The 24,321-nt window shown below is 52.4% G+C and carries 25 protein-coding genes; 15 read left to right on the plus strand and 10 right to left on the minus strand.

Going from position 1 to position 24,321, the window contains the following annotated elements; translation table 11 throughout:
- A complete protein-coding gene (gene cutC, locus OGX99_RS18250) occupies positions 1 to 747 on the plus strand; it encodes a copper homeostasis protein CutC (protein ID WP_187258824.1) in 747 nt (248 codons plus the stop codon).
- Between the two features lie 181 nt (positions 748 to 928).
- Here cutC and cmoB read toward each other — a convergent pair whose 3' ends face one another.
- The 5 genes from cmoB to OGX99_RS18275 are packed head-to-tail and all read right to left on the minus strand — an operon-like array spanning position 929 to position 4,507.
- Positions 929 to 1,897: a tRNA 5-methoxyuridine(34)/uridine 5-oxyacetic acid(34) synthase CmoB gene (gene cmoB / locus OGX99_RS18255; RefSeq protein WP_151225614.1), complete on the minus strand. Its 969-nt coding sequence runs from the start codon at positions 1,895 to 1,897 to the stop codon at positions 929 to 931.
- Positions 1,894 to 2,637: a carboxy-S-adenosyl-L-methionine synthase CmoA gene (gene cmoA, locus OGX99_RS18260; protein ID WP_151218854.1), complete on the minus strand. Its 744-nt coding sequence runs from the start codon at positions 2,635 to 2,637 to the stop codon at positions 1,894 to 1,896. Before cmoA ends, cmoB begins: the two co-directional genes overlap by 4 nt.
- 40 nt (positions 2,638 to 2,677) lie before the next feature.
- Entirely contained in the window at positions 2,678 to 3,073 is a 396-nt protein-coding gene (locus tag OGX99_RS18265; RefSeq protein WP_151218853.1) for an MAPEG family protein, read from the minus strand.
- A 52-nt stretch (positions 3,074 to 3,125) separates the two neighbouring features.
- Positions 3,126 to 3,944 (minus strand): DUF72 domain-containing protein, encoded by an 819-nt coding sequence (locus tag OGX99_RS18270; RefSeq protein WP_278238143.1) that lies wholly within the window; start codon positions 3,942 to 3,944, stop codon positions 3,126 to 3,128.
- Entirely contained in the window at positions 3,941 to 4,507 is a 567-nt protein-coding gene (locus tag OGX99_RS18275) for a hydrolase (protein WP_278238142.1), read from the minus strand. The genes OGX99_RS18270 and OGX99_RS18275 overlap by 4 nt, the downstream gene beginning before the upstream one ends.
- 263 nt (positions 4,508 to 4,770) lie before the next feature.
- Between OGX99_RS18275 and aspS the strand changes: the two genes are divergently transcribed.
- From aspS to ruvB, 6 genes are all read left to right on the plus strand, one after another.
- Positions 4,771 to 6,543 carry an aspartate--tRNA ligase gene (aspS, locus tag OGX99_RS18280; RefSeq protein ID WP_151219489.1) on the plus strand — a complete coding sequence of 591 codons (1,773 nt, stop codon included), beginning with the start codon at positions 4,771 to 4,773 and terminating at the stop codon, positions 6,541 to 6,543.
- A gap of 1 nt (position 6,544) precedes the next feature.
- The gene (gene nudB / locus OGX99_RS18285) at positions 6,545 to 6,988 is read left to right on the plus strand and encodes a dihydroneopterin triphosphate diphosphatase (protein WP_151219488.1); all 444 of its coding nucleotides are present in this window, start codon (positions 6,545 to 6,547) and stop codon (positions 6,986 to 6,988) included.
- A gap of 28 nt (positions 6,989 to 7,016) precedes the next feature.
- Complete coding sequence (locus OGX99_RS18290; protein WP_151219515.1) at positions 7,017 to 7,760, plus strand: YebC/PmpR family DNA-binding transcriptional regulator; 744 nt, start codon at positions 7,017 to 7,019, stop codon at positions 7,758 to 7,760.
- Positions 7,761 to 7,794: 34 nt separating this feature from the next.
- Complete coding sequence (gene ruvC, locus OGX99_RS18295; RefSeq protein ID WP_006176048.1) at positions 7,795 to 8,316, plus strand: crossover junction endodeoxyribonuclease RuvC; 522 nt, start codon at positions 7,795 to 7,797, stop codon at positions 8,314 to 8,316.
- Positions 8,317 to 8,396: 80 nt separating this feature from the next.
- Positions 8,397 to 9,008 carry a Holliday junction branch migration protein RuvA gene (ruvA, locus tag OGX99_RS18300; RefSeq protein WP_005120694.1) on the plus strand — a complete coding sequence of 204 codons (612 nt, stop codon included), beginning with the start codon at positions 8,397 to 8,399 and terminating at the stop codon, positions 9,006 to 9,008.
- Between the two features lie 8 nt (positions 9,009 to 9,016).
- On the plus strand, positions 9,017 to 10,027 hold the full coding sequence (gene ruvB, locus OGX99_RS18305; RefSeq protein ID WP_151219487.1) for a Holliday junction branch migration DNA helicase RuvB: 1,011 nt from the start codon (positions 9,017 to 9,019) through the stop codon (positions 10,025 to 10,027).
- Positions 10,028 to 10,071: 44 nt separating this feature from the next.
- On the opposite strand, the gene znuB is transcribed toward ruvB, so the two are convergent.
- Together znuB and znuC are read right to left on the minus strand one after the other, a co-directional pair.
- The gene (znuB, locus tag OGX99_RS18310; RefSeq protein WP_003034874.1) at positions 10,072 to 10,857 is read right to left on the minus strand and encodes a zinc ABC transporter permease subunit ZnuB; all 786 of its coding nucleotides are present in this window, start codon (positions 10,855 to 10,857) and stop codon (positions 10,072 to 10,074) included.
- On the minus strand, positions 10,854 to 11,609 hold the full coding sequence (znuC, locus tag OGX99_RS18315) for a zinc ABC transporter ATP-binding protein ZnuC (RefSeq protein ID WP_006684140.1): 756 nt from the start codon (positions 11,607 to 11,609) through the stop codon (positions 10,854 to 10,856). The genes znuB and znuC overlap by 4 nt, the downstream gene beginning before the upstream one ends.
- A 78-nt stretch (positions 11,610 to 11,687) precedes the next feature.
- On the opposite strand from znuC, the gene znuA reads away from it, so the two are divergent.
- From znuA to lpxM, 3 genes are all read left to right on the plus strand, one after another.
- Positions 11,688 to 12,632, plus strand: coding sequence for a zinc ABC transporter substrate-binding protein ZnuA (gene znuA / locus OGX99_RS18320; protein ID WP_151219486.1), 945 nt, complete (start codon positions 11,688 to 11,690; stop codon positions 12,630 to 12,632).
- A 15-nt stretch (positions 12,633 to 12,647) separates the two neighbouring features.
- On the plus strand, positions 12,648 to 13,967 hold the full coding sequence (mepM, locus tag OGX99_RS18325; RefSeq protein WP_151219485.1) for a murein DD-endopeptidase MepM: 1,320 nt from the start codon (positions 12,648 to 12,650) through the stop codon (positions 13,965 to 13,967).
- A gap of 119 nt (positions 13,968 to 14,086) precedes the next feature.
- Positions 14,087 to 15,058, plus strand: coding sequence for a lauroyl-Kdo(2)-lipid IV(A) myristoyltransferase (gene lpxM, locus OGX99_RS18330; protein WP_187252269.1), 972 nt, complete (start codon positions 14,087 to 14,089; stop codon positions 15,056 to 15,058).
- Between the two features lie 44 nt (positions 15,059 to 15,102).
- Here the strand turns inward: lpxM and pyk are convergent, their stop codons facing one another.
- Both pyk and OGX99_RS18340 read right to left on the minus strand, forming a co-directional pair.
- On the minus strand, positions 15,103 to 16,545 hold the full coding sequence (gene pyk / locus OGX99_RS18335; RefSeq protein WP_003034890.1) for a pyruvate kinase: 1,443 nt from the start codon (positions 16,543 to 16,545) through the stop codon (positions 15,103 to 15,105).
- A 119-nt stretch (positions 16,546 to 16,664) separates the two neighbouring features.
- Positions 16,665 to 17,534: a MurR/RpiR family transcriptional regulator gene (locus OGX99_RS18340; RefSeq protein ID WP_151219514.1), complete on the minus strand. Its 870-nt coding sequence runs from the start codon at positions 17,532 to 17,534 to the stop codon at positions 16,665 to 16,667.
- A 367-nt stretch (positions 17,535 to 17,901) separates the two neighbouring features.
- Between OGX99_RS18340 and zwf the strand changes: the two genes are divergently transcribed.
- From zwf to kdgA, 3 genes are all read left to right on the plus strand, one after another.
- The gene (gene zwf / locus OGX99_RS18345) at positions 17,902 to 19,377 is read left to right on the plus strand and encodes a glucose-6-phosphate dehydrogenase (RefSeq protein WP_187252270.1); all 1,476 of its coding nucleotides are present in this window, start codon (positions 17,902 to 17,904) and stop codon (positions 19,375 to 19,377) included.
- Positions 19,378 to 19,610: 233 nt separating this feature from the next.
- The gene (edd, locus tag OGX99_RS18350) at positions 19,611 to 21,422 is read left to right on the plus strand and encodes a phosphogluconate dehydratase (protein WP_151219483.1); all 1,812 of its coding nucleotides are present in this window, start codon (positions 19,611 to 19,613) and stop codon (positions 21,420 to 21,422) included.
- Between the two features lie 34 nt (positions 21,423 to 21,456).
- A complete protein-coding gene (gene kdgA, locus OGX99_RS18355; RefSeq protein WP_003034901.1) occupies positions 21,457 to 22,098 on the plus strand; it encodes a bifunctional 4-hydroxy-2-oxoglutarate aldolase/2-dehydro-3-deoxy-phosphogluconate aldolase in 642 nt (213 codons plus the stop codon).
- 67 nt (positions 22,099 to 22,165) lie between these two features.
- Here the strand turns inward: kdgA and purT are convergent, their stop codons facing one another.
- Complete coding sequence (gene purT / locus OGX99_RS18360) at positions 22,166 to 23,344, minus strand: formate-dependent phosphoribosylglycinamide formyltransferase (protein ID WP_151219482.1); 1,179 nt, start codon at positions 23,342 to 23,344, stop codon at positions 22,166 to 22,168.
- A 132-nt stretch (positions 23,345 to 23,476) separates the two neighbouring features.
- On the opposite strand from purT, the gene yebG reads away from it, so the two are divergent.
- Together yebG and yebF are read left to right on the plus strand one after the other, a co-directional pair.
- Positions 23,477 to 23,767, plus strand: coding sequence for a DNA damage-inducible protein YebG (yebG, locus tag OGX99_RS18365; protein WP_151219481.1), 291 nt, complete (start codon positions 23,477 to 23,479; stop codon positions 23,765 to 23,767).
- A gap of 121 nt (positions 23,768 to 23,888) precedes the next feature.
- The gene (gene yebF, locus OGX99_RS18370; protein WP_151219480.1) at positions 23,889 to 24,242 is read left to right on the plus strand and encodes a protein YebF; all 354 of its coding nucleotides are present in this window, start codon (positions 23,889 to 23,891) and stop codon (positions 24,240 to 24,242) included.
- Positions 24,243 to 24,321 lie beyond the last annotated feature (79 nt).

Genomic DNA, 24,321 nt, shown 5'->3' on the forward strand with positions numbered 1-24,321 from the left:
ATGGCTTTACTGGAAATCTGCTGTTACAGCATGGAGTGCGCGCGTACGGCGCAACAAAATGGCGCGGATCGTATTGAGCTTTGTTCAGCGCCGAAAGAGGGGGGCTTAACGCCGTCGCTGGGCGTCTTGCGTTCTGTTCGCCAGCATATTTCGATTCCCGTCAATCCCATTATTCGCCCGCGTGGAGGCGACTTTTGTTACACCGACGGTGAATTTGCTGCAATGCTGGATGATATTGCGATGGTGAGGGAACTCGGGTTCTCAGGGGTGGTAACTGGCATTTTAGATGCGGATGGCGATGTTGATATGCCGCGCATGGAGAAAATAATGATCGCCGCCGGTCCGTTGCACGTCACTTTTCATCGGGCCTTTGATATGTGTGCTAACCCACTCAATGCGCTAAAAAAATTAGCTGATTTGGGCGTCGCCAGAGTGCTGACTTCTGGGCAAAAATCAGATGCGGCGCAAGGTTTAACAAAAATAATGGAACTTATTGCGCAGGCAGGTGCTCCAATCATTATGGCCGGAGCGGGGGTTCGCGCCTCGAATTTGTCCCTGTTCCTTAATGCCGGAGTGCAGGAAGTCCACAGTTCTGCCGGAGTATGGCAGGCTTCACCCATGCGTTATCGCAATACGGGGTTGTCGATGTCTTCGGATTCGCAGGCGGATGAGTATTCTCGCTATGCGGTAGACGGGGTGGCGGTTGCGGAAATGAAAGCGATCATTGCACACCATCAGGCCAGCTGATTTTTACCGTTGCATCATGTCGCCCAATATGATGCTTGCTCGTACCAGGCCCCTGCAATTTCAACAGGGGCCTTTTTTTCTCCTTCATATTTCAAGCCGCAGCGGCGTTGGCCGCCTTGCTGCAACTTGAACTATTTTGGATAAATGGTGCTATACGTAACGGTCATCTGGCAAAAAGTGACTACGGCTTACGTGCAATCAATACCGCACGCAGTGGAGCAGGGTAGCCTTCCACCGTTTTGCTGTGGTCGTTCGGGTCGAGGAAATCGGCCAGCGATTCGGTTATCATCCATTCGGTGCGGCGCTGTTCTTCGGTAGTGGTCACACATACGTCGGCAATACGCACATCAACAAACCCGCATTTCTCCAGCCAGTTTTTTAGCGCCAGCGCAGACGGAATAAAGTAAACGTTACGCATCTGGGCGTAGCGATCGCCTGGCACCAGTACGGTATTTTCGTCACCTTCAACCACCAGCGTTTCCAGTACCAGTTCGCCATCTTTAACCAATTGATCCTTCAACTGCCAGAGATGTTCCAACGGTGAACGGCGGTGGTAAAGCACTCCCATGGAGAATACGGTATCAAAGGCGTTGAGTGCCGGAAGCTGTTCAATACCCAGCGGCAGCAGATGCGCGCGCTGATCATTGCCCAGCAGTTTACGCACTGCCTCAAACTGGCACAGGAACAGCTGGGTCGGATCGATACCGACCGCCAGATGTGCGCCCGCGCCAATCATGCGCCACATGTGATAGCCACTGCCGCAACCGACATCAAGAATGGTGCGTCCGGTGAGGTCAGACAAGTGCGGCAGAACGCGATCCCACTTCCAGTCTGAGCGCCACTCGGTATCAATATTGACGCCGTACAATGAGTACGGCCCTTTACGCCATGGCATCAGGTTACGCATCAGGGTGTCGATACGTTTGAGCTGACCGTCGCTGAGCGGCTCTTCGCTTTCTGCGGTGACGCTATGCAGTAAATCCAGACGATACGGCTTCAGCTCGGGCAGAAACTCTACCGCGTTCGACCACTGCTTAAACAAGCCGTGTTGATCGCGCTGCCAGGTCGCGATTTGCGCTGGCAGCGTTTCCAGCCAATGAGAAAGATGATTTTTGGCAATCAGCTGATAAAAGTTACCAAAGTCGATCATGCGCTAGCCTCATCTTTCAATGCCACCAGAGAACCAAAGTTAAAGCACTGGAACCACAATTCACTGTGTTCAAAACCAGCCTGATGCAGACGCGCTTTGTGCGTTTCGACAGAGTCGGTCAGCATCACGTTCTCCAGCATGCTGCGCTTCTGGCTGATTTCCAGTTCGCTATAGCCATTTGCTCGTTTGAAGTCGTGGTGCATGTTGAACAGCAACTCGCCTACGTTCGCGTCTTCGAAGCTGAATTTTTCAGATAGCACCAGCGCGCCGCCGGGATTCAGCCCCTGATAAATCTTATCCAACAATGCCTGGCGCTCGGGTGGCTCAAGGAATTGCAGGGTAAAATTCAGCACCACCATCGAGGCGTTTTCGATAGTAATGTTGCGAATATCGCCTTCGACAACCTCAACCGGAGTCGGTGCTTTATAAGCATCAATGTGACGACGACAGCGTTCAACCATAGCCGGAGAGTTGTCGACAGCAATAATTTTGCAATTCTCGTGATGAATATTGCGACGCACCGAGAGCGTCGCCGCGCCCAGAGAGCAGCCAAGATCGTAGACCTGCGTGTTGGGTTGCACGAAACGTTCGGCCAGCATGCCAATCATAGAAATGATGTTGGAGTAGCCGGGAACGGAACGCTGGATCATATCCGGGAAGACTTCAGCTACCCGTTCATCAAAGGTCCAGTCACCCAGACTGGCGATAGGCGCAGAAAAAAGCGTGTCGCGGTGAGACATAACGTAAAAATCCGGGAAAAATAAAGTGGCGTATTGTGCGCTAATGCAGGGAGAAAACCAACTCCCAGGGCATATACCAAAGATTCGCCAGCACCATTAGCAACAGCGAACACCAGGTTGCGCTCATGCCTGAACGTCGCCAGCGGAAAAGCCGGTGGTGGAATCCGTAATAATGCATCAGTCGTCCGGCAATCAACATCAGCCCGCAAATATGCACCATCCACGTTTCTGCGCCGTTCATTTCCATAAATAACAGCAGCACCAGTGCAATGGGAATATATTCCACCGCATTACCGTGAATGCGGATAGCGCTTTGTAGTTCGCTAAAACCTCCGTCGCCGTAAGCAACACGGTATTGCATACGCAGGCGAACGACGTCAAAAGAGAACTTTATTAACAATAACGCACCCAATACGGCATAAAGCGCGCTTACCATACAAACTCCCTTTTAAAATGGCTGATGGCCTTGACTATGATAGGTGGCATTGTCAGAAAAGAGAAGATTGCTGTGGAATAGAAGGTGCTGATCCGATCTCTGGCAGGGCGCTGTGTAAATCTGCCCATAGCGTATCGACAAGCTGCGGGGCCTGTGCGATATCCGGCGTATGTAGAAACAGATACGGCGTTGAGGTTTGCTGCCATAGCGACAGCTTGGTCAGCCAGACGGCGAAAAGTGCGCTGTTTTGTGCCATATCATCGCTGCCGATAAAACGTACCATCGGATGATTTGCCGTCACCACGGCATGCACCGGAACCTTTGGTTTCTTACGCTGAGCGTCACGTATCGCTTCAGTATGCGGGATTGCGGCATGCACCGGACGGCTGTCCAGAATCACCCGGTTTACCCCGCGCTCGTGTAAACCACGATTGAATAGCTGCTCTGCTTCGCCTTTGGTAAAGAATTCAGGATGGCGAACTTCTACACCGTAGGTAAATGATTTAGGGAGCGCATCGAGAAACTGCCATAAAGCAGGCAAGTCGCGCGGACCAAAAGTCGCGGGTAATTGCAGCCAGTATTGTCCAATGCGTGATTCCAGCGGCGACATGCGCGCGAAAAATTCCTGCACCAGGTCATCGCAATTACGCAGCGCAGCCTGATGCGAAATGGTGGACGGAAACTTAAAACAAAATCGAAACGCATCGGTGGTCTGTGCATGCCAGCGCGCAACAATCTCGGCTTTTGGCAGTGCGTACAGCGTGGTGTTGCCCTCCACACAGTTAAAATGGCGGGCATATTCTTCCAGACTGGTGATCCCCAGACGCACCCACTTTGGGTGCGACCATTGGGGTAAACCGATATAAATCATAGCGCGTGCAGGATCTCGTCCACGCTGCGTACGCGGGCAATGCGCGGGAATATGTGCGTCATGCTGCCCTGATGTTGCTCAGCGCTGGCGGCGCTACAGGCGTTTTCTGCAACGATCAGATTAAAACCCAGCTCCCATGCATTTCGCGCCGTGGACTCCACGCCAATATTAGTGGATATACCGCACAGGACGATGGTATCGATACCCCGGCGACGCAGTTGTAATTCCAGATCGGTGCCATAGAACGCACCCCACTGGCGTTTGGTTACTTCAAGGTCGCTGGCACATTTCCCCAGAGCAGTCGGGTAATCCCACCAGTTTTCAGGTAATGCTTTGGCCGGAGTCTGAGCATCAACCGGTTGTTTCAGCGCTTCGGCATAATCGTCAGACCAGCCGACGCGCACCATCACAACCGGGGAACCGTGGGCACGGAATTTTGCCGCCAACTGCGCAGCGCGGGCAACCACATCATCTGCCGAGTGTGGGCCGCCAGCGAAAGGTAGGATCCCTTCCTGTAGATCGATAACGACAAGGGCGGTTGTTTTTGCGTTCAGTTCCAGCATGCTTACTCCAGTAAAAAAGAATTCCGTTACACCTTAATCGCGAATCAGTGTGAAAGGGGCGACAATTTTTGTTATTTTTTGTGAGATTACGCAATGCCCGTCCAGGAAACAGGCGTACAGTCAGTACCGGACTTATCGTGCGGCAGAATTTCCAGTATAATAGCCGCCTTTTTTCATTCAGTTGTGACATTCAGCTAAAGCTGCGACTTCGTCATCTGCGAGACAGGTGACAATCTGCCTGCGGCAAAGTTAAGGGATATCTCATGCGTACAGAATATTGCGGACAGCTACGTCTGTCCCACGAGGGGCAGCAGGTGACTCTGTGTGGTTGGGTCAACCGTCGTCGTGATCTTGGTAGCCTGATCTTTATCGATATGCGCGACCGCGAAGGTATCGTGCAGGTATTTTTCGATCCGGACCGTGCGGACGCGTTAAAGCTGGCCTCCGAACTGCGTAATGAGTTCTGCATCCAGGTTACGGGCACCGTGCGTGCGCGTGATGCGAAAAACGTCAACGCTGATATGGCGACGGGCGAAATTGAAGTGCTGGCTTCCGATCTGACCATCATTAACCGTTCAGATTCGCTGCCGCTGGACTCTAACCACGTAAATACCGAAGAAGCGCGACTGAAGTATCGCTACCTGGATCTGCGTCGTCCTGAAATGGCGCAGCGCCTGAAAACGCGCGCCAAAATCACCAGTCTGGTACGTCGTTTTATGGACGACCACGGCTTCCTCGACATCGAAACGCCAATGCTGACCAAAGCGACGCCGGAAGGTGCGCGCGATTACCTGGTTCCTTCTCGCGTACACAAAGGTAAGTTCTACGCGCTGCCGCAGTCTCCTCAACTGTTTAAACAGCTGCTGATGATGTCTGGTTTTGACCGCTATTATCAGATCGTAAAATGCTTCCGTGACGAAGACTTACGTGCTGACCGTCAGCCTGAATTTACCCAGATCGACGTTGAGACGTCCTTCATGACCGCACCGCAAGTGCGTGAAGTGATGGAAGCGCTGGTACGTAATCTGTGGCTGGAAGTGAAAGGTGTGGATCTGGGTGATTTCCCGATCATGACCTTCGCCGAAGCTGAGCGTCGTTACGGCTCTGATAAACCAGACTTGCGTAACCCGATGGAGCTGGTTGACGTTGCCGATCTGGTGAAAGGCGTTGAGTTCGCCGTATTCTCTGGTCCGGCGAACGATCCGAAAGGCCGTGTGGCTGCCCTGCGCGTACCGGGCGGCGCGAGCTTAAGCCGTAAGCAGATCGACGATTACGGTAACTTTATTAAGATTTACGGCGCGAAAGGTCTGGCTTACATCAAAGTCACCGAGCGTGCGAAAGGCCTGGAAGGTATCACCAGCCCGGTTGCCAAGTTCCTGAACGCAGAAATCGTGGAAGCGATTCTGGAACGTACCGCTGCGCAAGACGGCGACATGATCTTCTTCGGTGCTGACAACAAGAAAGTGGTTGCCGACGCGATGGGCGCACTGCGTCTGAAACTGGGTAAAGACCTGAACCTGACCGACGAATCCAAATGGGCGCCGCTGTGGGTTATCGACTTCCCAATGTTTGAAGACGATGGTGAAGGTGGTCTGACCGCAATGCACCACCCGTTCACCGCACCAAAAGATATGACTGCCGCCGAGCTGAAAGCTGCGCCGGAAGATGCAGTCGCCAACGCCTATGATATGGTCATCAACGGCTATGAAGTGGGTGGTGGTTCCGTGCGTATCCACAATGGTGATATGCAGCAGACCGTATTCGGTATTCTGGGCATTAACGAGCAAGAGCAGCGCGAGAAGTTCGGCTTCCTGCTGGATGCGCTAAAATACGGTACACCGCCGCATGCAGGCCTGGCGTTTGGTCTGGATCGCCTGACGATGCTGCTGACCGGTACCGACAATATTCGTGATGTTATTGCGTTCCCGAAAACCACGGCTGCAGCGTGTCTGATGACTGAAGCGCCAAGCTTTGCCAACGAAGCTGCACTGGCGGAACTGAGCATTCAGGTTGTTAAGAAGGCCGAGAATAACTGATATGACATATAAACAGCCTGTCTCGGTGTTAGTCGTGATTTATGCAAAGGACACCGGGAGAGTGCTGATGTTACAGCGACGCGACGATCCTGATTTCTGGCAGTCGGTCACCGGCAGCCTCGAAGAGGGGGAAACCGCGTCGCAAGCCGCCATGCGCGAAGTAAAGGAAGAGGTCGCCATTGATGTTGCGACTGAGCAACTGACCTTAATTGACTGCCAGCGCACGGTGGAGTTTGAGATTTTTAGCCATTTACGTCATCGCTACGCGCCGGGAATTGAGCGTAATACTGAATCCTGGTTTTGCCTGGCACTTCCCTCTGAACGAGAGATCGTGTTCACCGAACATCTGACCTACCGTTGGGTTAATGCGTTCGAAGCCGCGCAGTTAACCAAGTCGTGGAGTAACCGGCAGGCGATTGAAGAGTTTGTAATTAACGTCGCCTGAGAAGGCGCGCTTTTTGGAGAGATTATTTATGGCAGGTCATAGTAAATGGGCCAACACCAGACATCGTAAAGCAGCGCAAGATGCTAAGCGTGGTAAAATTTTCACCAAAATCATTCGTGAGCTGGTGACGGCAGCCAAACTGGGTGGCGGCGATCCGGACGCTAACCCACGTCTGCGCGCCGCGATTGATAAAGCACTGGCTAACAACATGACCCGCGACACCCTGAACCGTGCAATCGCGCGTGGTGTGGGTGGCGACGATGATGCGAACATGGAAACCATCATCTATGAAGGTTACGGTCCTGGCGGCACAGCCGTGATGATCGAATGTCTGTCTGACAACCGTAACCGCACCGTTGCGGAAGTGCGTCACGCATTCACGAAAACGGGCGGCAATCTCGGTACTGACGGTTCCGTATCTTACCTGTTCAGCAAAAAAGGCGTGATATCCTTTGAACAAGGTGATGAAGACGCCATTATGGAAGCAGCGCTGGAAGCGGGTGCTGAAGACGTTGTGACCTTCGACGACGGCGCGATTGACGTTTATACCGCGTGGGAAGAGATGGGCAAAGTGCGTGATGCGCTGGAAGCGGCTGGTCTGAAAGCGGACGCGGCTGAAGTGTCGATGATCCCCTCCACCAAAGCGGATATGGATGCAGAAACAGCACCGAAGCTGATGCGTCTGATCGATATGCTGGAAGACTGTGACGACGTGCAGGAAGTTTACCACAACGGCGAAATCTCAGATGAGGTTGCTGCAACGCTGGAATGATGTGGTTAAGCCATAAATTAACAGGAGATGCGTGATGTCTATCATTCTCGGCATTGACCCGGGGTCGCGCATCACCGGTTATGGCGTAATCCGTCAGGTCGGTCGACAGTTGACCTATCTGGGAAGTGGATGCATTCGAACGAAAGTGGATGATTTACCATCGCGCCTGAAGCTGATTTATGCGGGCGTATCAGAAATCATCACCCAGTTTCAGCCGGACTACTTTGCCATTGAACAGGTCTTTATGGCGAAAAACGCCGATTCGGCGCTCAAGCTGGGGCAGGCGCGCGGCGTGGCAATCGTTGCTGCCGTTAACCAGGATCTTCCGGTGTTTGAATATGCGGCCCGTCAGGTAAAACAGACAGTGGTGGGGATCGGTAGCGCGGAAAAAAGTCAGGTTCAGCATATGGTGCGCACGCTGCTAAAACTCCCGGCGAACCCGCAGGCGGATGCTGCGGATGCGCTGGCGATTGCCATAACCCACTGCCACGTCAGTCAGAACGCCATGCAAATGAGCGAATCGAGGCTGAATCTGGCGCGAGGTCGGTTACGTTAGTGATAAATGAGGCTGGATATCTATCCAGCCTTTTTTTATGATAGCGCATTACCTTTTAGCCCTTAACGCAGGAGCGTCACGTGATAGGCAGACTCAGAGGCATCATTCTTGAAAAACAACCCCCGCTGGTCCTTCTGGAGACAGGTGGGGTAGGCTATGAAGTTCATATGCCGATGACCTGTTTCTACGAGTTGCCGGAAGCCGGGCAAGAGGCCATCATCTTCACCCATTTTGTCGTGCGTGAAGATGCTCAGTTGCTATATGGCTTTAACAACAAGCAGGAGCGCACGCTGTTTAAAGAGTTAATCAAAACTAACGGTGTGGGACCGAAGCTGGCGCTGGCTATCCTCTCCGGTATGTCTGCGCAACAGTTTGTTAATGCCGTTGAACGCGAAGAGCTTGGCGCACTGGTGAAATTACCAGGCATTGGTAAGAAAACCGCAGAGCGTTTGATTGTTGAAATGAAAGACCGCTTTAAAGGTCTGCATGGCGACCTCTTCACCCCGGCGGCGGATTTGGTACTGACCTCGCCGGCAAGTCCGGTAACGGACGACGCCGAGCAGGAAGCGGTTGCTGCGCTGGTGGCGTTGGGCTATAAACCACAGGAAGCCAGCCGCATGGTGAGCAAGATTGCCCGCCCTGATGCCAGCAGTGAAACCCTGATTCGTGAAGCGCTTCGCGCTGCGCTGTGAGGTAGAGGATGATTGAAGCAGACCGTCTGATTTCGGCTGTCAGCACGACCCCTGAAGATCTGGTGGATCGTGCGATTCGCCCTAAATTGCTGGAAGAGTACATTGGTCAGCCGCAGGTGCGTTCGCAAATGGAGATTTTTATCCAGGCGGCGAAGCTGCGCGGTGACGCGCTTGACCATCTGCTGATTTTCGGTCCTCCTGGCCTCGGTAAAACCACGCTTGCCAATATTGTTGCCAATGAAATGGGTGTTAATCTGCGTACCACTTCCGGTCCGGTACTGGAAAAAGCGGGTGACCTGGCGGCAATGCTCACCAACCTTGAACCACACGATGTGTTGTTTATCGATGAAATCCATCGTCTGTCACCGGTGGTGGAAGAGGTATTGTATCCGGCGATGGAAGATTATCAGCTGGATATCATGATTGGTGAAGGGCCGGCTGCACGTTCGATTAAGATTGATCTGCCGCCGTTTACGCTAATCGGGGCGACAACGCGCGCCGGGTCGTTAACGTCACCGTTACGTGACCGCTTCGGTATTGTCCAGCGCCTGGAGTTCTATCAGGTGGCTGACCTGCAGCACATTGTTGGGCGCAGCGCCCGCTTTATGGGGCTGGAAATGAGCGAAGAAGGCGCGCTGGAAGTGGCTCGCCGCGCCCGCGGTACGCCGCGTATCGCCAACCGGTTATTGCGCCGAGTACGCGATTTCGCCGAAGTGAAGCATGACGGCACAATTTCGGCAGATATCGCCGCTCAGGCACTGGATATGCTTAATGTGGATGCGGAAGGATTCGATTATATGGACCGTAAGCTGCTGCTGGCGGTTATCGATAAATTCTTCGGTGGACCGGTAGGACTGGATAACCTGGCGGCGGCGATTGGGGAAGAGCGGGAAACCATTGAGGACGTGCTGGAACCGTATCTGATTCAGCAAGGTTTTCTGCAACGTACGCCGCGTGGACGTATGGCAACTGTGCGTGCCTGGAACCATTTCGGGATCACGCCGCCGGCAATGCCTTAACAATGCAACGCCCGGTAAGCGAAACGCCACCGGGCAGCACACATTCAGCTCGCCTGCTTTTTCATCATGCTGAAAATAAACAGCAGTGCAGCACACAGCACCACAGATGGCCCTGCTGGCGTATCATAGAACGCTGAGAACGTCAGACCGCCTGTAACCGCTATCATTCCAACGCCCACGGCAACGCCGGCCATCTGCTCTGGCGTACGTGCAAAACGGCGTGCGGTGGCCGCAGGGATAATCAGCAATGATGTGATAATCAACGCCCCAACAAATTTCATCGCCACGCCAATCGTTAACGCCGTAACCAGCATCAGCAGTAGCTTTACGCGTTGCAGCTTCACGCCATCGACAAATGCCAGATCCGGGCTGATGGTCATCGACAACAGGTTACGCCACTGCCAGAACAAAATCGCCAGAACGATAACCACGCCAATGGCGATGGAGATGAGATCTTCTGGCGTCACGGCGAGCAAATCACCAAACAGGTAGGCCATCAGATCCACTCGGATGTTGGACATCAGGCTAACGACAACCAGCCCTAATGACAGCGCACTGTGGGCCATAATGCCCAGTAAGGTATCAATCGCGAGGTGAGGGCGTTTCTCCAGCCATACCAGACCGCCAGCCAACAACAAAGTGACGGCAATTACCGCATAGAAAGGGTTTACATCCAAAAGCAGGCCAAAGGCGACCCCCAGCAGCGACGCGTGGGCCAGTGTATCACCGAAATAAGACATTCGACGCCAGACCACAAACGAGCCAAGCGGGCCAGCGGCACAGGCCAGCATGATCCCGGCTAACCAACCGGGTAATAACAATTCAATCATGAGTGACCATTTCCCCGGCGTAAGACAATACGACCCTGTAAATCGTGGCGGTGATTATGATTATGACGGTATATTCCGAGTTGTTCGGCGCCGCGTTGTCCGAACATTGAGATGAATTCCGGATGCATGGAAACCACTTCCGGCGCGCCGGAACAACAAATATGATGGTTCAGGCACAGTACCTCATCGGTTTTTGCCATCACCAAATGCAGATCATGGGAAACCATCAGTACGGCGCAATCCAGTTCACGTCGCAATTGGTCGATAAGATCGTAAAGTGCGACTTGCCCATTGACATCCACACCCTGGGTTGGCTCGTCAAGCACCAATAACTGAGGCTTATTCAATAAAGCACGAGCCAGCAGGACGCGTTGCGTTTCTCCACCAGAGAGTTTTTGCATCGGCGCATTCATCAGATGCCCGGCCTGAACGCGCTTCAGCGCCGGAAGAATATCCTCTTTTTTGGTGCCGGGACGTAAGCGCAAAAAGCGACTTACCGTCAGCGGAAGCGTAGTATCGAGGTACAGTTTTTGCGGCACATAGCCAATCCGCAGTTGTCCATTACGCTTGATAACTCCCTCATCAGCCGCTACCAGCCCTAATACAACGCGCACCAGCGTAGACTTCCCTGCTCCATTAGGGCCGAGAAGCGTCAAAATTTTACCGGGTCGAAGTTCAAGCGAAACGTCAGAAAGGACGCGGCGTTGACCATAAGAGACCGAGACATTTTCCAGTGAAACCAAAGTCGTCATATCAATTTTAGTCTTGCAGAAGTTATAGAATGTTATAATATCACATTTCTTACATTCATTACGATGATTGGTCGCATTATGTTACATAAAAATACGCTTCTTTTCGCAGCATTATCTGCTGCTCTTTGGGGTAGTGCAACACAGGCAGCAAATGCCACTGTCGTGGCTTCTCTTAAGCCGCTGGGGTTTATCGCTTCAGCCATTGCAGACGGGGTTACTGACACCCAGGTTTTGCTACCTGACGGGGCGTCCGAACACGATTATTCATTGCGTCCTTCAGACGTAAAACGCTTACAGGGCGCGGACTTAGTCGTTTGGATTGGGCCTGAGATGGAAGCGTTTATGGAAAAATCAGTCAAGAATATTCCTAACGCAAAACAGGTAACGATTGCGCAGCTCAATGACGTGAAACCGTTACTCATGAAAGGTGCCGATGACGACGATGACGATCATGGACACAATGATGCTGGCGGCGAAAAAAGTGACGAGCATCACCATCATGGCGATTACAACATGCATCTTTGGCTTTCCCCAGAGATAGCGCGGGCCTCAGCGGTTGCAATCCATGAAAAATTAGTGGAACTTATGCCGCAAAGTCGAGCCAAACTTGACGCCAACCTGAAGGATTTTGAGGCACAATTAGCCGCAACCGATAAGCAGGTAGGTAACGAGCTCGCGCCGCTCAAGGGGAAAGGTTACTTCGTTTTTCATGACGCCTATGGCTATTACGAAAAACACTACGGATTAACACCGCTTGGTCACTTTACCGTGAACCCTGAGATTCAACCAGGTGCGCAGCGTTTACATGAAATAAGAACACAGTTGGTTGAGCAAAAAGCAACCTGCGTTTTTGCTGAGCCACAGTTCAGGCCAGCGGTCGTTGAAGCTGTTGCGAGAGGGACATCCGTTCGAATGGGAACGTTGGATCCGCTCGGAACGAATATCAAACTGGGTAAAACAAGCTATTCAGCGTTTTTGAACCAATTAGCCAACCAGTATGCGAGCTGCCTGAAAGGAGATTAATGAGGAAGTGAATACGTGCAACAGATAGCCCGCTCTGTCGCTCTGGCATTTAATAATCTGCCGCGACCCCATCGCGTTATGCTGGGGTCGCTTACCGTACTGACATTGGCTGTCGCCGTCTGGCGACCCTATGTTTACCATCCCGATTCTGCCCCCATCGTCAAAACAATCGAGCTGGAAAAAAGCGAGATTCGCTCGTTGTTGCCTGAGGCCAGTGAACCTATCGACCAGGCCGCTCAGGAAGACGAAGCCATCCCACAGGATGAACTGGATGACAAAACGTCTGGTGAAGCTGGCGTGCATGAGTATGTCGTCTCCACGGGGGATACGCTGAGCAGCATTCTGAATCAGTACGGCATCGATATGGGAGACATCAGCCAGCTCGCAGCGTCCGACAAAGAACTGCGAAACCTGAAAATTGGTCAGCAGCTTTCCTGGACGTTAAGCGCAGAAGGTGAGTTGCAGCGTCTGACCTGGGAAGTTTCCCGCCGCGAAACCCGTACTTACGATCGCACCGCGACGGGTTTCAAAATGAGCAGTGAAATGCAGCAGGGCGATTGGGTTAACAGCCGAATCAAAGGCACGGTGGGCGGAAGTTTCGTCGCCAGCGCCAAAGAAGCCGGGCTGACCAGCTCTGAAATCAGCGCAGTCATTAAGGCCATGCAGTGGCAGATGGATTTCCGCAAGCTGAAAAAAGGCGATGAGTTCTCGGTACTGATGTCGCGCGAAATGCTTGACGGTAAACGTGAGCAAAGCCAGCTGCTGGGCGTGCGTTTACGTTCTGAAGGCAAAGATTATTACGCCATCCGTGCGGAAGACGGTAAATTTTATGATCGCAACGGTACCGGTCTGGCGAAAGGTTTCATGCGTTTCCCTACGGCGAAGCAGTTCCGCATCTCCTCAAACTTTAACCCGCGTCGCCTGAACCCGGTGACAGGGCGCGTTGCGCCGCACAAAGGCGTCGACTTTGCGATGCCGCAAGGGACGCCGGTGCTGTCGGTAGGTGATGGCGAAGTGGTGGTGGCCAAACGCAGTGGTGCAGCCGGATATTATGTTGCCGTGCGTCATGGTCGCACCTATACCACGCGCTATATGCACTTACGTAAGCTGTTGGTCAAACCAGGACAAAAAGTGAAACGTGGCGATCGTATCGCACTGTCAGGCAATACGGGGCGTTCAACGGGTCCGCATCTGCACTACGAAGTTTGGGTTAACCAACAGGCTGTTAACCCGCTGACGGCGAAACTGCCGCGTACAGAAGGGCTGACCGGTTCAGATCGTACCGATTACCTGGCACAGGTGAAAGAGGTTGTGCCTCAGTTGCGTTTCGATTAATTACTACACTGAAAAAGCCGGTACGCATAGCGTGCCGGCTTTTTTATTTTGTACGGCGCACGGTGCGCCGCTACACTATCAGCAGATTTACTTTTCGCGGCACCAGACACTGGAAGAGCATGGAAACGAAAAAAAAGAATATTGAGTATATCCCTGAGTTTCACAAATCATTTCGCCATCCGCGCTACTGGGGCGCCTGGCTGGGTGTGGCGGCGATAGCTGGCATTGCGTTAACGCCAGCATCATTTCGTGATCCTATTCTGGCAAAGCTCGGACGGCTTGCCGGAAGACTGGGAAAAAGCTCGCGTCGCAGAGCATTGATCAATTTATCTCTCTGCTTTCCTGAACGTAGCGAAGCTGAGCGTCAAGCCATTGTTGATGAGATGTATGCAACTGCGCCTCAGGCGATGGTCATGATGGCAGAACTGGCGATACGTGGCCCGGAGAAAATTCAGAATCGGGTTGACTGGCAGGGGCTGGAAATCATTGAAGAGATGCGTCGCAACGATGAAAAGGTGATCTTTCTGGTTCCTCATGGTTGGGGCGTAGATATCCCGGCGATGTTGATGGCGTCCCAGGGTCAGAAAATGGCTGCGATGTTTCACAACCAGGGAAATCCGGTATTCGATTATGTCTGGAACACGGTGCGCCGACGCTTTGGTGGTCGTTTGCATGCGCGAAATGATGGCATCAAACCATTTATCCAGTCCGTGCGTCAGGGATATTGGGGTTACTACCTGCCGGATCAGGATCATGGTCCTGAGCATAGCGAGTTTGTCGATTTTTTTGCTACCTATAAAGCCACGTTGCCGGCGATTGGTCGCCTGATGAAGGTCTGTCACGCCCGCGTCGTGCCACTGTTTCCGGTGTACGATGGTAAAACGCATCGGCTGACGATTCATGTTCGTCCACCGATGGATGACATCCTGACCGCGGATGACCACACCATTGCCAGACGAATGAACGAAGAGGTGGAGATTTTTGTCACGCCACATGTCGAACAATACACCTGGATTTTGAAACTGCTTAAGACACGTAAACCTGGCGAAATTGAGCCCTATAAGCGCAAAGATCTCTATCCGAAGAAATAAAAAAAAAGCCTCTCAAACGAGAGGCTTTTTTATATTTGAGCCACTTATTCTACGGTCAGAATACGTGTGGTATTAGTTGAGCCTATAGTGCTCATCACATCGCCCTGGGTCACGATCACCAGATCACCCGAAACCAGATAGCCTTTATCGCGCAGCAAGTTCACCGCTTCATTAGCAGCAACGACACCGTCTGTTTCGCTGTCGAAGTGAACCGGGGTGACGCCGCGGTACAGGGAGGTCAGATTCAGCGTACGCTCATGACGAGACATCGCGAAAATCGGCAGACCAGAGCTGATACGAGAAGTCATCAGCGCGGTACGACCAGATTCCGTCATCGCGATGATAGCGGTAACCCCTTTAAGGTGGTTAGCGGCGTACATCGCTGACATAGCAATGGCTTCTTCAACGTTATCAAACTGCACGTCAAGGCGGTGTTTAGAGACATTGATGCTTGGGATTTTCTCCGCGCCCAGACAAACGCGGGCCATTGCCGCGACGGTTTCCGCCGGATACTGACCTGCTGCTGTTTCTGCAGAGAGCATAACGGCATCGGTACCATCAAGGACGGCGTTCGCCACGTCCATTACTTCTGCACGGGTCGGCATTGGGTTGGTGATCATCGACTCCATCATCTGGGTAGCGGTGATAACTGCCCGATTCAGCTGACGCGCGCGACGAATTAATGCTTTCTGAATGCCTACCAGCTCAGGATCGCCAATTTCAACGCCCAGGTCGCCACGCGCCACCATTACTACGTCGGAAGCCAGAATGATGTCATCCATCGCATTCTGGTCGCAGACGGCTTCTGCACGTTCTACTTTGGCGACGATTTTCGCATCGCAGCCAGCGTCGCGCGCCAGACGGCGGGCATAGTTCAGATCCTCGCCGCAGCGTGGGAAGGAGACGGCCAGATAGTCAACGCTGATTTGCGCGGCGGTGATAATGTCGGCTTTGTCTTTTTCGGTCAGAGCTTCAGCAGAGAGGCCGCCGCCCAGTTTGTTGATGCCCTTGTTATTAGACAGCGGGCCACCAACGGTCACTTCGGTGAAGACTTTCATGCCCTGAACTTCGAGCACCTTGAGCTGAACGCGACCGTCATCAAGCAGCAGGATATCACCAGGCACGACGTCAGCAGGCAGCCCTTTATAATCAATGCCGACTTTTTCTTTGTCGCCTTCGCCTTTGCCAAGGTTGGCGTCTAACAGAAACTTGTCGCCAACATTAAGGAATACTTTACCTTCTTTAAAGGTAGAAACGCGGATTTTAGGTCCCTGCAGGTCACCCAATATAGCTACATGACGTCCCAGTTTTGCGGCAATTTCACGGACCTTATCCGCCCGCAATTTGTGATCTTCTGGAGAGCCGTGAGAAAAGTTCATACGTACAACGTTCGCACCCGCGGCGATAATCTTTTCAAGGTTGTTATCGCGGTCAGTTGCCGGGCCTAACGTGGTAACGATTTTGGTTCTGCGAAGCCTTCTGGACATGTAATACTCCGTTGACTGAAACAACTTGGTGTTGCGTGAACATTAATCCGGCCGTTCTCAAACATTAACGGTAAAATGAACAACCCGGATGATAAAAGGGTAGAACATTGTTATTGCTTTTAGCGGTCATCACTCTTGATGAGTAATTCTTTATCAAAACGCGATTCCTTGAGCGCTTCCTTGACACGCTTCAAGTTATCTCTAAATTTTGCCCCACGGCGCAAAGTAAATCCTGTAGCCAGCACATCTATCACGGTCAGTTGAGCAAGTCGAGAGACCATGGGCATATAAATGTCAGTATCTTCCGGTACATCGAGGGTAATTGCCAGCGTTGCTTCACGCGCCAGCGGCGTGCCGGGAGATGTGAGGGCGATAACCATCGCGTCGTTTTCCCTGGCCAACTGCGCCAGCTCAACCAGACTTTTGGTTCTTCCGGTGTGAGAAATAAGCACAATGACGTCGTCGTCGCTACAATTCATACAGCTCATGCGTTGCAGAACAATATCGTCGGAATAGATTACCGGTACGTTAAATCGGAAAAATTTATTCATCGCGTCATGCGCGACTGCAGCGGAAGAACCCAGGCCAAAGAAGGCAATTTTTTTCGCCTGGGTTAACAAATCTACCGCCCGGTTTACCGCCGCGTTATCCAGCGACTGGCGGACGTGGTCGAGACTTGCCATCGCTGACTCGAAGATTTTCCCCGTGTAACATTCTACGCTGTCATCCTCATCCACATTGCGATTAACATAAGGAGTGCCATTGGCCAGACTTTGCGCCAGATGCAGTTTAAAATCAGGGAAGCCGCGTGTGTCCATACTGCGACAGAAACGGTTAACCGTCGGCTCGCTGACATCGGCCTCAGCGGCAAGCGCGGCGATGCTTGAATGGATTGCCCGCTCGGGAAAGGCAATAATGATATCGGCGACTTTACGCTCTGACTTGCTCAAATGTTCCAGTTTTAACTGGATTTTTTCCAGCATATTCATGATGTAGGTAGACTCATGGGTCATGGACAAAACGATTTCAGCAATAAGGGGAAATCGGGGCATAATTCAGTGTATAGATATTACCCCTGCTGATGCGGCAACGGGGCAAAATGGACAGGATAGTTGTTGTTTTTTTTCATTACATGATCGGAGTCTGGTTTTCTTACTTCGTCATGGGTACGAAAAAAGGCGACTTTTTTGTCCATTTTGCTGCGGTAAACGACAATTAAGCGTCTGTTCGCGGTAACAGCACGGCTGGATAAGCGTTTACGGTTTCCGGATTCACGTAAAAGCAGTACAGTGCACTGTAATAAAATTACAACCAGTGTCTGGCAGAAGCACCAGGTACTTAATTGAGGAGAATGACATGGCGGTAACGCAAACAGCCCAGGCATGTGACCTGGTCATTTTCGGCGCGAAGGGCGACCTGGCGCGGCGGAAATTGCTGCCTTCCCTGTATCAACTGGAAAAGGCCGGTCAGATTAACCCGGAAACCCGTATCATCGGAGTAGGGCGTGCCGACTGGGACAAAGCAGCCTATACCAAGGTTGTGCGCGAAGCGCTCGAAACCTTCATGAAAGAAAAGATCGATGAAGGTTTATGGGAAACCCTCAGTGGTCGTCTGGAGTTTTGTAATCTGGACGTCAATGACACTGCCGCGTTCAAACGTCTGGGCAAAATGCTGGATCAAAAATCGCGTACCACCATTAACTATTTTGCGATGCCGCCGAGCACCTTTGGCGCGATCTGCAAAGGCCTGGGTGAAGCAAAGCTGAATGCTAAACCCGCCCGCGTGGTGATGGAAAAACCGCTGGGCACGTCGCTGGCGACATCCAGGGAGATCAACGATCAGGTTGGCGAGTACTTCGAAGAGTGTCAGGTTTATCGTATTGACCACTATCTCGGCAAAGAGACGGTTCTGAACCTGCTGGCACTGCGTTTTGCTAACTCCCTGTTTGTGAACAACTGGGATAACCGCACTATTGATCACGTAGAAATTACCGTGGCTGAAGAAGTCGGTATTGAAGGTCGCTGGGGCTATTTTGACCAGGCCGGTCAAATGCGCGACATGATTCAGAACCACCTGCTACAAATTCTGTGCATGATCGCGATGTCTCCACCGTCCGATCTGAGCGCCGACAGCATCCGTGACGAAAAAGTGAAGGTGCTGAAATCGCTGCGTCGCATCGATCGTTCGAACGTACGTGAAAAAACGGTTCGCGGTCAGTACACAGCAGGCTTTGCCCAGGGCAAAAAAGTGCCGGGATACCTGGAAGAAGAAGGCGCGAACAAGAGCAGCAATACGGAAACGTTTGTGGCGATCCGTGTGGATATCGATAACTGGCGCTGGGCGGGCGTTCCGTTCTATCTGCGTACCGGTAAACGTTTACCGACGAAGTGCTCAGAAGTCGTGGTTTACTTCAAAACGCCTGGGCTGAATCTGTTCAGAGAGTCCTGGCAGGATCTGCCGCAGAACAAGCTGACCATTCGTTTGCAGCCTGATGAAGGTGTTGATATCCAGGTACTTAACAAAGTGCCTGGTCTGGATCATAAACATAATCTGCAAATTACCAAGCTTGATCTGAGCTATTCCGAAACCTTCAATCAGACGCACCTTGCTGATGCCTATGAGCGCCTGCTGCTCGAGACGATGCGTGGTATCCAGGCGCTGTTTGTGCGTCGTGATGAAGTTGAAGAAGCATGGAAGTGGGTCGACTCGATTACTGAAGCCTGGGCGATGGACAACGACGCGCCGAAGCCGTATCAGGCAGGTACCTGGGGACCGGTTGCTTCTGTGGCCATGATCACCCGTGATGGTCGTTCCTGGAACGAATTCGAGTAAAATGTCATCTAGCCCATTGGTGTTATTTTACCGGTAACATGATCTAACACAGATTGTAGAATAATTTTTGCACTTTTAAGCTCCGTGTGGATTCACCCGCGGGGCTTTTTTTATTACACTGCCTGAAACGATTTTGCCCTTGAGCTACGGCTAACAAGCGATTCAGCTGTTTTTAACCCTTCTGAAGCACATTGTTAATCCAACGCTCTGACAGATAAATTTCAGGAGCCTCTATGAATCCGAATTTGTTACGCGTAACACAACGTATCGTCGAACGTTCTCGTGACACACGTTCCGCCTACCTCGCCCGTATTGAACAAGCGAAATCAACTACCGTTCATCGCTCACAGCTGGCATGCGGTAACCTTGCCCATGGTTTTGCCGCGTGTCAGCCGGACGACAAAGCTTCGCTGAAAAGCATGCTGCGTAACAATATCGCGATTATTACCTCCTATAACGACATGCTTTCCGCGCATCAACCGTATGAACACTATCCGGCCATCATTCGTAAAGCGCTGCATGAAGCCAATGCGGTAGGCCAGGTCGCAGGCGGTGTGCCGGCTATGTGTGATGGTGTGACCCAGGGACAGGATGGGATGGAACTGTCCCTGCTGAGTCGTGAAGTGATTGCGATGTCGGCTGCGGTGGGCCTTTCCCACAATATGTTCGACGGCGCGTTGTTCCTCGGCGTGTGCGACAAAATTGTTCCAGGTCTGGTGATGGCGGCACTGTCATTTGGGCATCTGCCTTCAATATTTATCCCTTCCGGTCCGATGGCGAGCGGTCTGGCGAACAAAGAAAAAGTGCGTATCCGTCAGCTGTATGCTGAAGGTAAAGTCGATCGTATGGCGCTTCTTGAATCCGAGGCGGCGTCTTATCATGCACCGGGAACCTGTACGTTCTACGGCACAGCAAATACCAACCAGATGGTGGTGGAGTTTATGGGGATGCAATTGCCAGGCTCCTCATTTGTGCACCCAGATGCGCCGCTGCGTGAAGCGCTGACCGCAGCAGCAGCCCGTCAGGTGACGCGCCTGACCGGCAACGGCAATGAATGGATGCCGATCGGTAAAATGATCGATGAAAAAGTGGTGGTGAACGGGATTGTCGCGCTGCTTGCGACCGGGGGCTCAACCAACCATACGATGCACCTGGTGGCCATGGCGCGCGCAGCCGGTATTCTCATTAACTGGGACGACTTCTCCGATCTGTCCGATATCGTGCCGCTAATGGCGCGTCTGTACCCGAATGGACCGGCAGACATTAACCACTTCCAGGCGGCGGGTGGGGTACCGGTATTAATGCGTGAGCTGCTTAACGCGGGTCTGCTGCATGAAGATGTGAACACCGTCGCTGGATTCGGTTTATCACGCTACACCATGGAGCCGTGGCTTAACAATGGTGAACTGGACTGGCGTGAAGGGGCGGCGAAGTCGCTGGACAGCAACGTGATTGCCACCTTTGACCAACCTTTCTCTCATCATGGCGGCACCAAAGTGCTGAGCGGAAACCTTGGCCGAGCGGTGATGAAAACATCGGCGGTTCCGGTAGAAAACCAGATCATCGAAGCACCGGCGGTTGTCTTTGAAAGTCAGCACGATGTGTTACCGGCGTTTGATGCGGGTCTGCTTGACCGGGATTGCGTGGTGGTTGTGCGTCATCAGGGACCAAAAGCGAACGGAATGCCAGAATTACATAAACTCATGCCGCCACTTGGTGTATTATTGGACCGTTGTTTCAAAATAGCGTTAGTTACTGATGGACGACTTTCAGGTGCTTCAGGTAAAGTGCCTTCAGCAATCCATGTAACTCCGGAAGCCTATGATGGCGGGCTGCTGGCAAAAGTACGCGATGGCGACATCATTCGTGTGAATGGACAGACAGGTGAATTAACGCTGCTGGTTGATGAAGAGGAACTTGCTTCTCGTCAGCCTCACATTCCTGACCTCAGCGCATCGCGCGTGGGTACTGGCCGTGAAATGTTCAGCGCGTTGCGTGAAAAGCTGTCCGGTGCGGAGCAGGGCGCAACCTGTATCACTTTTTAAGACTTATTTTGTAATCAGGCGAGAGAAAACTCTGATGAAAAACTGGAAGACAAGTGCAGAAGCAATCCTGACCACTGGCCCGGTTGTACCGGTTATCGTGGTTAATAAACTGGAGCACGCGGTGCCAATGGCAAAAGCGCTGGTTGCAGGGGGCGTGCGCGTTCTGGAAGTGACCTTACGTACCGCATGTGCGATGGATGCCATTCGCGCGATCGCCAAAGAAGTTCCGGACGCTATCGTTGGTGCGGGTACCGTACTGAATCCACAACAGCTGGCTGAAGTTACCGAAGCGGGGGCGCAATTTGCTATTAGCCCTGGCCTGACCGAACCGCTGCTGAAAGCCGCAACCGAAGGCACTATTCCGTTAATCCCGGGTATCAGCACCGTTTCTGAACTGATGCTGGGTATGGATTACGGTTTGAAAGAGTTCAAATTCTTCCCGGCGGAAGCGAACGGCGGTACTAAAGCGCTGCAGGCGATTGCGGGTCCGTTCTCACAGGTCCGTTTCTGCCCAACCGGTGGTATCTCTCCGGCGAATTACCGTGATTATCTGGCACTGAAAAGCGTACTGTGCATCGGCGGTTCCTGGCTGGTTCCGGCAGATGCGCTGGAAGCGGGTGATTACGATCGCATAACCAAACTAGCTCGTGAGGCTGTTGAAGGCGCGAAGCAGTAATTGCGCAAAATGCCCGGTAATCACTACCGGGCCTGCGAGTCTGTAACGGGCCATTCGGCCCGTTTTTTTATCCTTTTACCTTCACCTGTGCGGCCGCATTTTTTGCCCGAATCACCGCGTCCTCAATATTCTGCGCGGTAGTCAGCACCACGCCCAGACGACGGCTACCGTCGATTTCCGGTTTGCCGAAGAATCTAACTTGCATACCTGCGCCCACGGCGGCCTGAACGTTATCAAATGTCACATTCTGACTGGTAAGCTGCGGCAGAATAACGGCGGAAGCTGAAGGTCCATACTGGCGGATTGCGCCAACGGGCAGACCGAGGAATGCGCGAACGTGCAGGGCAAACTCGGACAGATCCTGCGAAATTAAGGTCACCATACCCGTATCGTGAGGGCGAGGGGAAACTTCGCTGAAAATTACCTCATCACCGCAGACGAACAGTTCGACTCCAAACAGTCCGTAGCCGCCCAGCGCCAGCACCACCTTACGGGCAATCTCCTGCGCGCGTGCCAGTGCCAGTTCACTCATTTGCTGTGGCTGCCAGGATTCACGATAATCGCCATCCTCCTGACGATGTCCAACCGGCGCGCAGAAATGCACGCCATCAACGGCACTGACGGTAAGCAGGGTGATTTCAAAATCAAAATTCACTACGCCTTCGACGATAACGCGCCCGGCACCAGCCCGGCCACCCTGTTGAGCATAATCCCAGGCTGTAGTGAGCTGATCGGCTGAACGGATAAAACTCTGTCCTTTACCAGATGAACTCATTACTGGTTTCACGATGCAGGGATAGCCGATTTCAGTGACGGCTTCGCGAAAGCGGGCCTCGCTGTCAGCAAAGCGGTAAGAAGAGGTTGGTAGAGACAATTCTTCGGCGGCGAGTCGACGGATCCCTTCGCGGTTCATGGTCAGTTGCGTAGCCCTGGCGCACGGCACGACACGCTGGCCTTCTTGTTCCAGTTTTACCAGCATATCCGTAGCAATCGCCTCGATTTCCGGCACGATATAATGTGGTTTTTCACGCTCTACGAGTTGGCGTAATGCTTCGCCGTCCAGCATGTTGATTACGTACGAGCGGTGGGCAACGTGCATGGCTGGTGCGTCGGGGTAACGATCCACGGCAATGACTTCCACACCCAGGCGTTGACATTCAATTGCCACCTCTTTACCTAGTTCACCCGAACCTAATAACATCACTCGCGTTGCTGCGGGACGCAGCGCTGTGCCTAATAACGTCATAAATTAATCCCCTGTTTTATCTGGGCGCAGTATAAACGAAAACGTTTGCGTCTGTCTTTATTACCAGGTTGATTTCGAGGTGCAAAAAGAATATACTGTACATAAATACAGGTAATTTAAGAGGCTGCAAAAATGGCGGTTGAAGTTAAATACGTAGTCATTCGGGAAGGTGAGGAAAAAATGTCGTTTACCAGCAAAAAGGAAGCCGATGCGTATGACAAAATGCTTGATACAGCGGATTTGCTCGACACATGGCTGGAGCAATCGCCGGTAGCGCTTGAAGACGAGCAGCGCGAAGCGCTTTCCCTGTGGCTGGCTGAGCAAAAAGATGTACTAAGCACCATTCTGAAAAATGGCAAATTGCCATCGCCACAGGCGGTCGAAAACGACGCGCACGGTGAAGATGATACTCAGGCTGCCTGAAACGACTTGCGCTCCTGACGTTTTGTACCATGCTTTTCCCTGAATCATTGTGCAATCCCTGACGTCATTTCTCATTGCTACAAGCAATCTGAAGGACGAAGGGGAGTTTAAGGAGAAAAGAATGTATAAAAAAAGAGCGTTGTTGAGCCTGCTGCTGCTGTCTGCCAGCGCATCTGTATTTGCGGCAAATATGGAAAGTAAAAATGTCCAGTTCCCTAAGTGTGAGGGACTGGACGCTAAGGGTATTGCGGCGAGCGTGAAACGTGATTATCAACAAAATCGCATCGCGCGCTGGGCTGACGATCAAAAACGCGTCGGGCAAGCCGATCCTGTCGCCTGGGTCAACACACCCGATATTACGGGCAAAGACGGTAAATGGTCTGTTCCTCTGACGGTTCGCGGTAAAAGCGCGGATATTCACTATCAGGTAAAAGTCGATTGCAAAGCCGGAACGGCGGAATATCAGCCGCAGTAACGGAGGTATTTGCACATCTTTTGATGACCAGGACACTTCCTGACATCCCCTCGGGTACGCTTTGATGATTATTCGTCTG

The sequence above is a fragment of the Citrobacter sp. Cu096 genome, from assembly GCF_030332285.1.
Classification (GTDB): Bacteria; Pseudomonadota; Gammaproteobacteria; order Enterobacterales; family Enterobacteriaceae; genus Citrobacter; species Citrobacter meridianamericanus.

Coding starts and splice junctions, on each gene's coding strand:
- purT (WP_151219482.1), bottom strand. CDS start 23,344: ATGACGTTATTAGGCACAGCGCTGCGTCCCGCAGCAACGCGAGTGATG.
- nudB (WP_151219488.1), top strand. CDS start 6,545: ATGACATATAAACAGCCTGTCTCGGTGTTAGTCGTGATTTATGCAAAG.
- OGX99_RS18270 (WP_278238143.1), bottom strand. CDS start 3,944: ATGATTTATATCGGTTTACCCCAATGGTCGCACCCAAAGTGGGTGCGT.
- ruvC (WP_006176048.1), top strand. CDS start 7,795: ATGTCTATCATTCTCGGCATTGACCCGGGGTCGCGCATCACCGGTTAT.
- pyk (WP_003034890.1), bottom strand. CDS start 16,545: ATGTCCAGAAGGCTTCGCAGAACCAAAATCGTTACCACGTTAGGCCCG.
- OGX99_RS18340 (WP_151219514.1), bottom strand. CDS start 17,534: ATGAATATGCTGGAAAAAATCCAGTTAAAACTGGAACATTTGAGCAAG.
- znuB (WP_003034874.1), bottom strand. CDS start 10,857: ATGATTGAATTGTTATTACCCGGTTGGTTAGCCGGGATCATGCTGGCC.
- znuC (WP_006684140.1), bottom strand. CDS start 11,609: ATGACGACTTTGGTTTCACTGGAAAATGTCTCGGTCTCTTATGGTCAA.
- OGX99_RS18290 (WP_151219515.1), top strand. CDS start 7,017: ATGGCAGGTCATAGTAAATGGGCCAACACCAGACATCGTAAAGCAGCG.
- cutC (WP_187258824.1), top strand. CDS start 1: ATGGCTTTACTGGAAATCTGCTGTTACAGCATGGAGTGCGCGCGTACG.
- OGX99_RS18265 (WP_151218853.1), bottom strand. CDS start 3,073: ATGGTAAGCGCGCTTTATGCCGTATTGGGTGCGTTATTGTTAATAAAG.
- zwf (WP_187252270.1), top strand. CDS start 17,902: ATGGCGGTAACGCAAACAGCCCAGGCATGTGACCTGGTCATTTTCGGC.
- edd (WP_151219483.1), top strand. CDS start 19,611: ATGAATCCGAATTTGTTACGCGTAACACAACGTATCGTCGAACGTTCT.
- znuA (WP_151219486.1), top strand. CDS start 11,688: ATGTTACATAAAAATACGCTTCTTTTCGCAGCATTATCTGCTGCTCTT.
- cmoB (WP_151225614.1), bottom strand. CDS start 1,897: ATGATCGACTTTGGTAACTTTTATCAGCTGATTGCCAAAAATCATCTT.
- yebF (WP_151219480.1), top strand. CDS start 23,889: ATGTATAAAAAAAGAGCGTTGTTGAGCCTGCTGCTGCTGTCTGCCAGC.
- yebG (WP_151219481.1), top strand. CDS start 23,477: ATGGCGGTTGAAGTTAAATACGTAGTCATTCGGGAAGGTGAGGAAAAA.
- kdgA (WP_003034901.1), top strand. CDS start 21,457: ATGAAAAACTGGAAGACAAGTGCAGAAGCAATCCTGACCACTGGCCCG.
- cmoA (WP_151218854.1), bottom strand. CDS start 2,637: ATGTCTCACCGCGACACGCTTTTTTCTGCGCCTATCGCCAGTCTGGGT.
- OGX99_RS18275 (WP_278238142.1), bottom strand. CDS start 4,507: ATGCTGGAACTGAACGCAAAAACAACCGCCCTTGTCGTTATCGATCTA.
- lpxM (WP_187252269.1), top strand. CDS start 14,087: ATGGAAACGAAAAAAAAGAATATTGAGTATATCCCTGAGTTTCACAAA.
- ruvB (WP_151219487.1), top strand. CDS start 9,017: ATGATTGAAGCAGACCGTCTGATTTCGGCTGTCAGCACGACCCCTGAA.
- aspS (WP_151219489.1), top strand. CDS start 4,771: ATGCGTACAGAATATTGCGGACAGCTACGTCTGTCCCACGAGGGGCAG.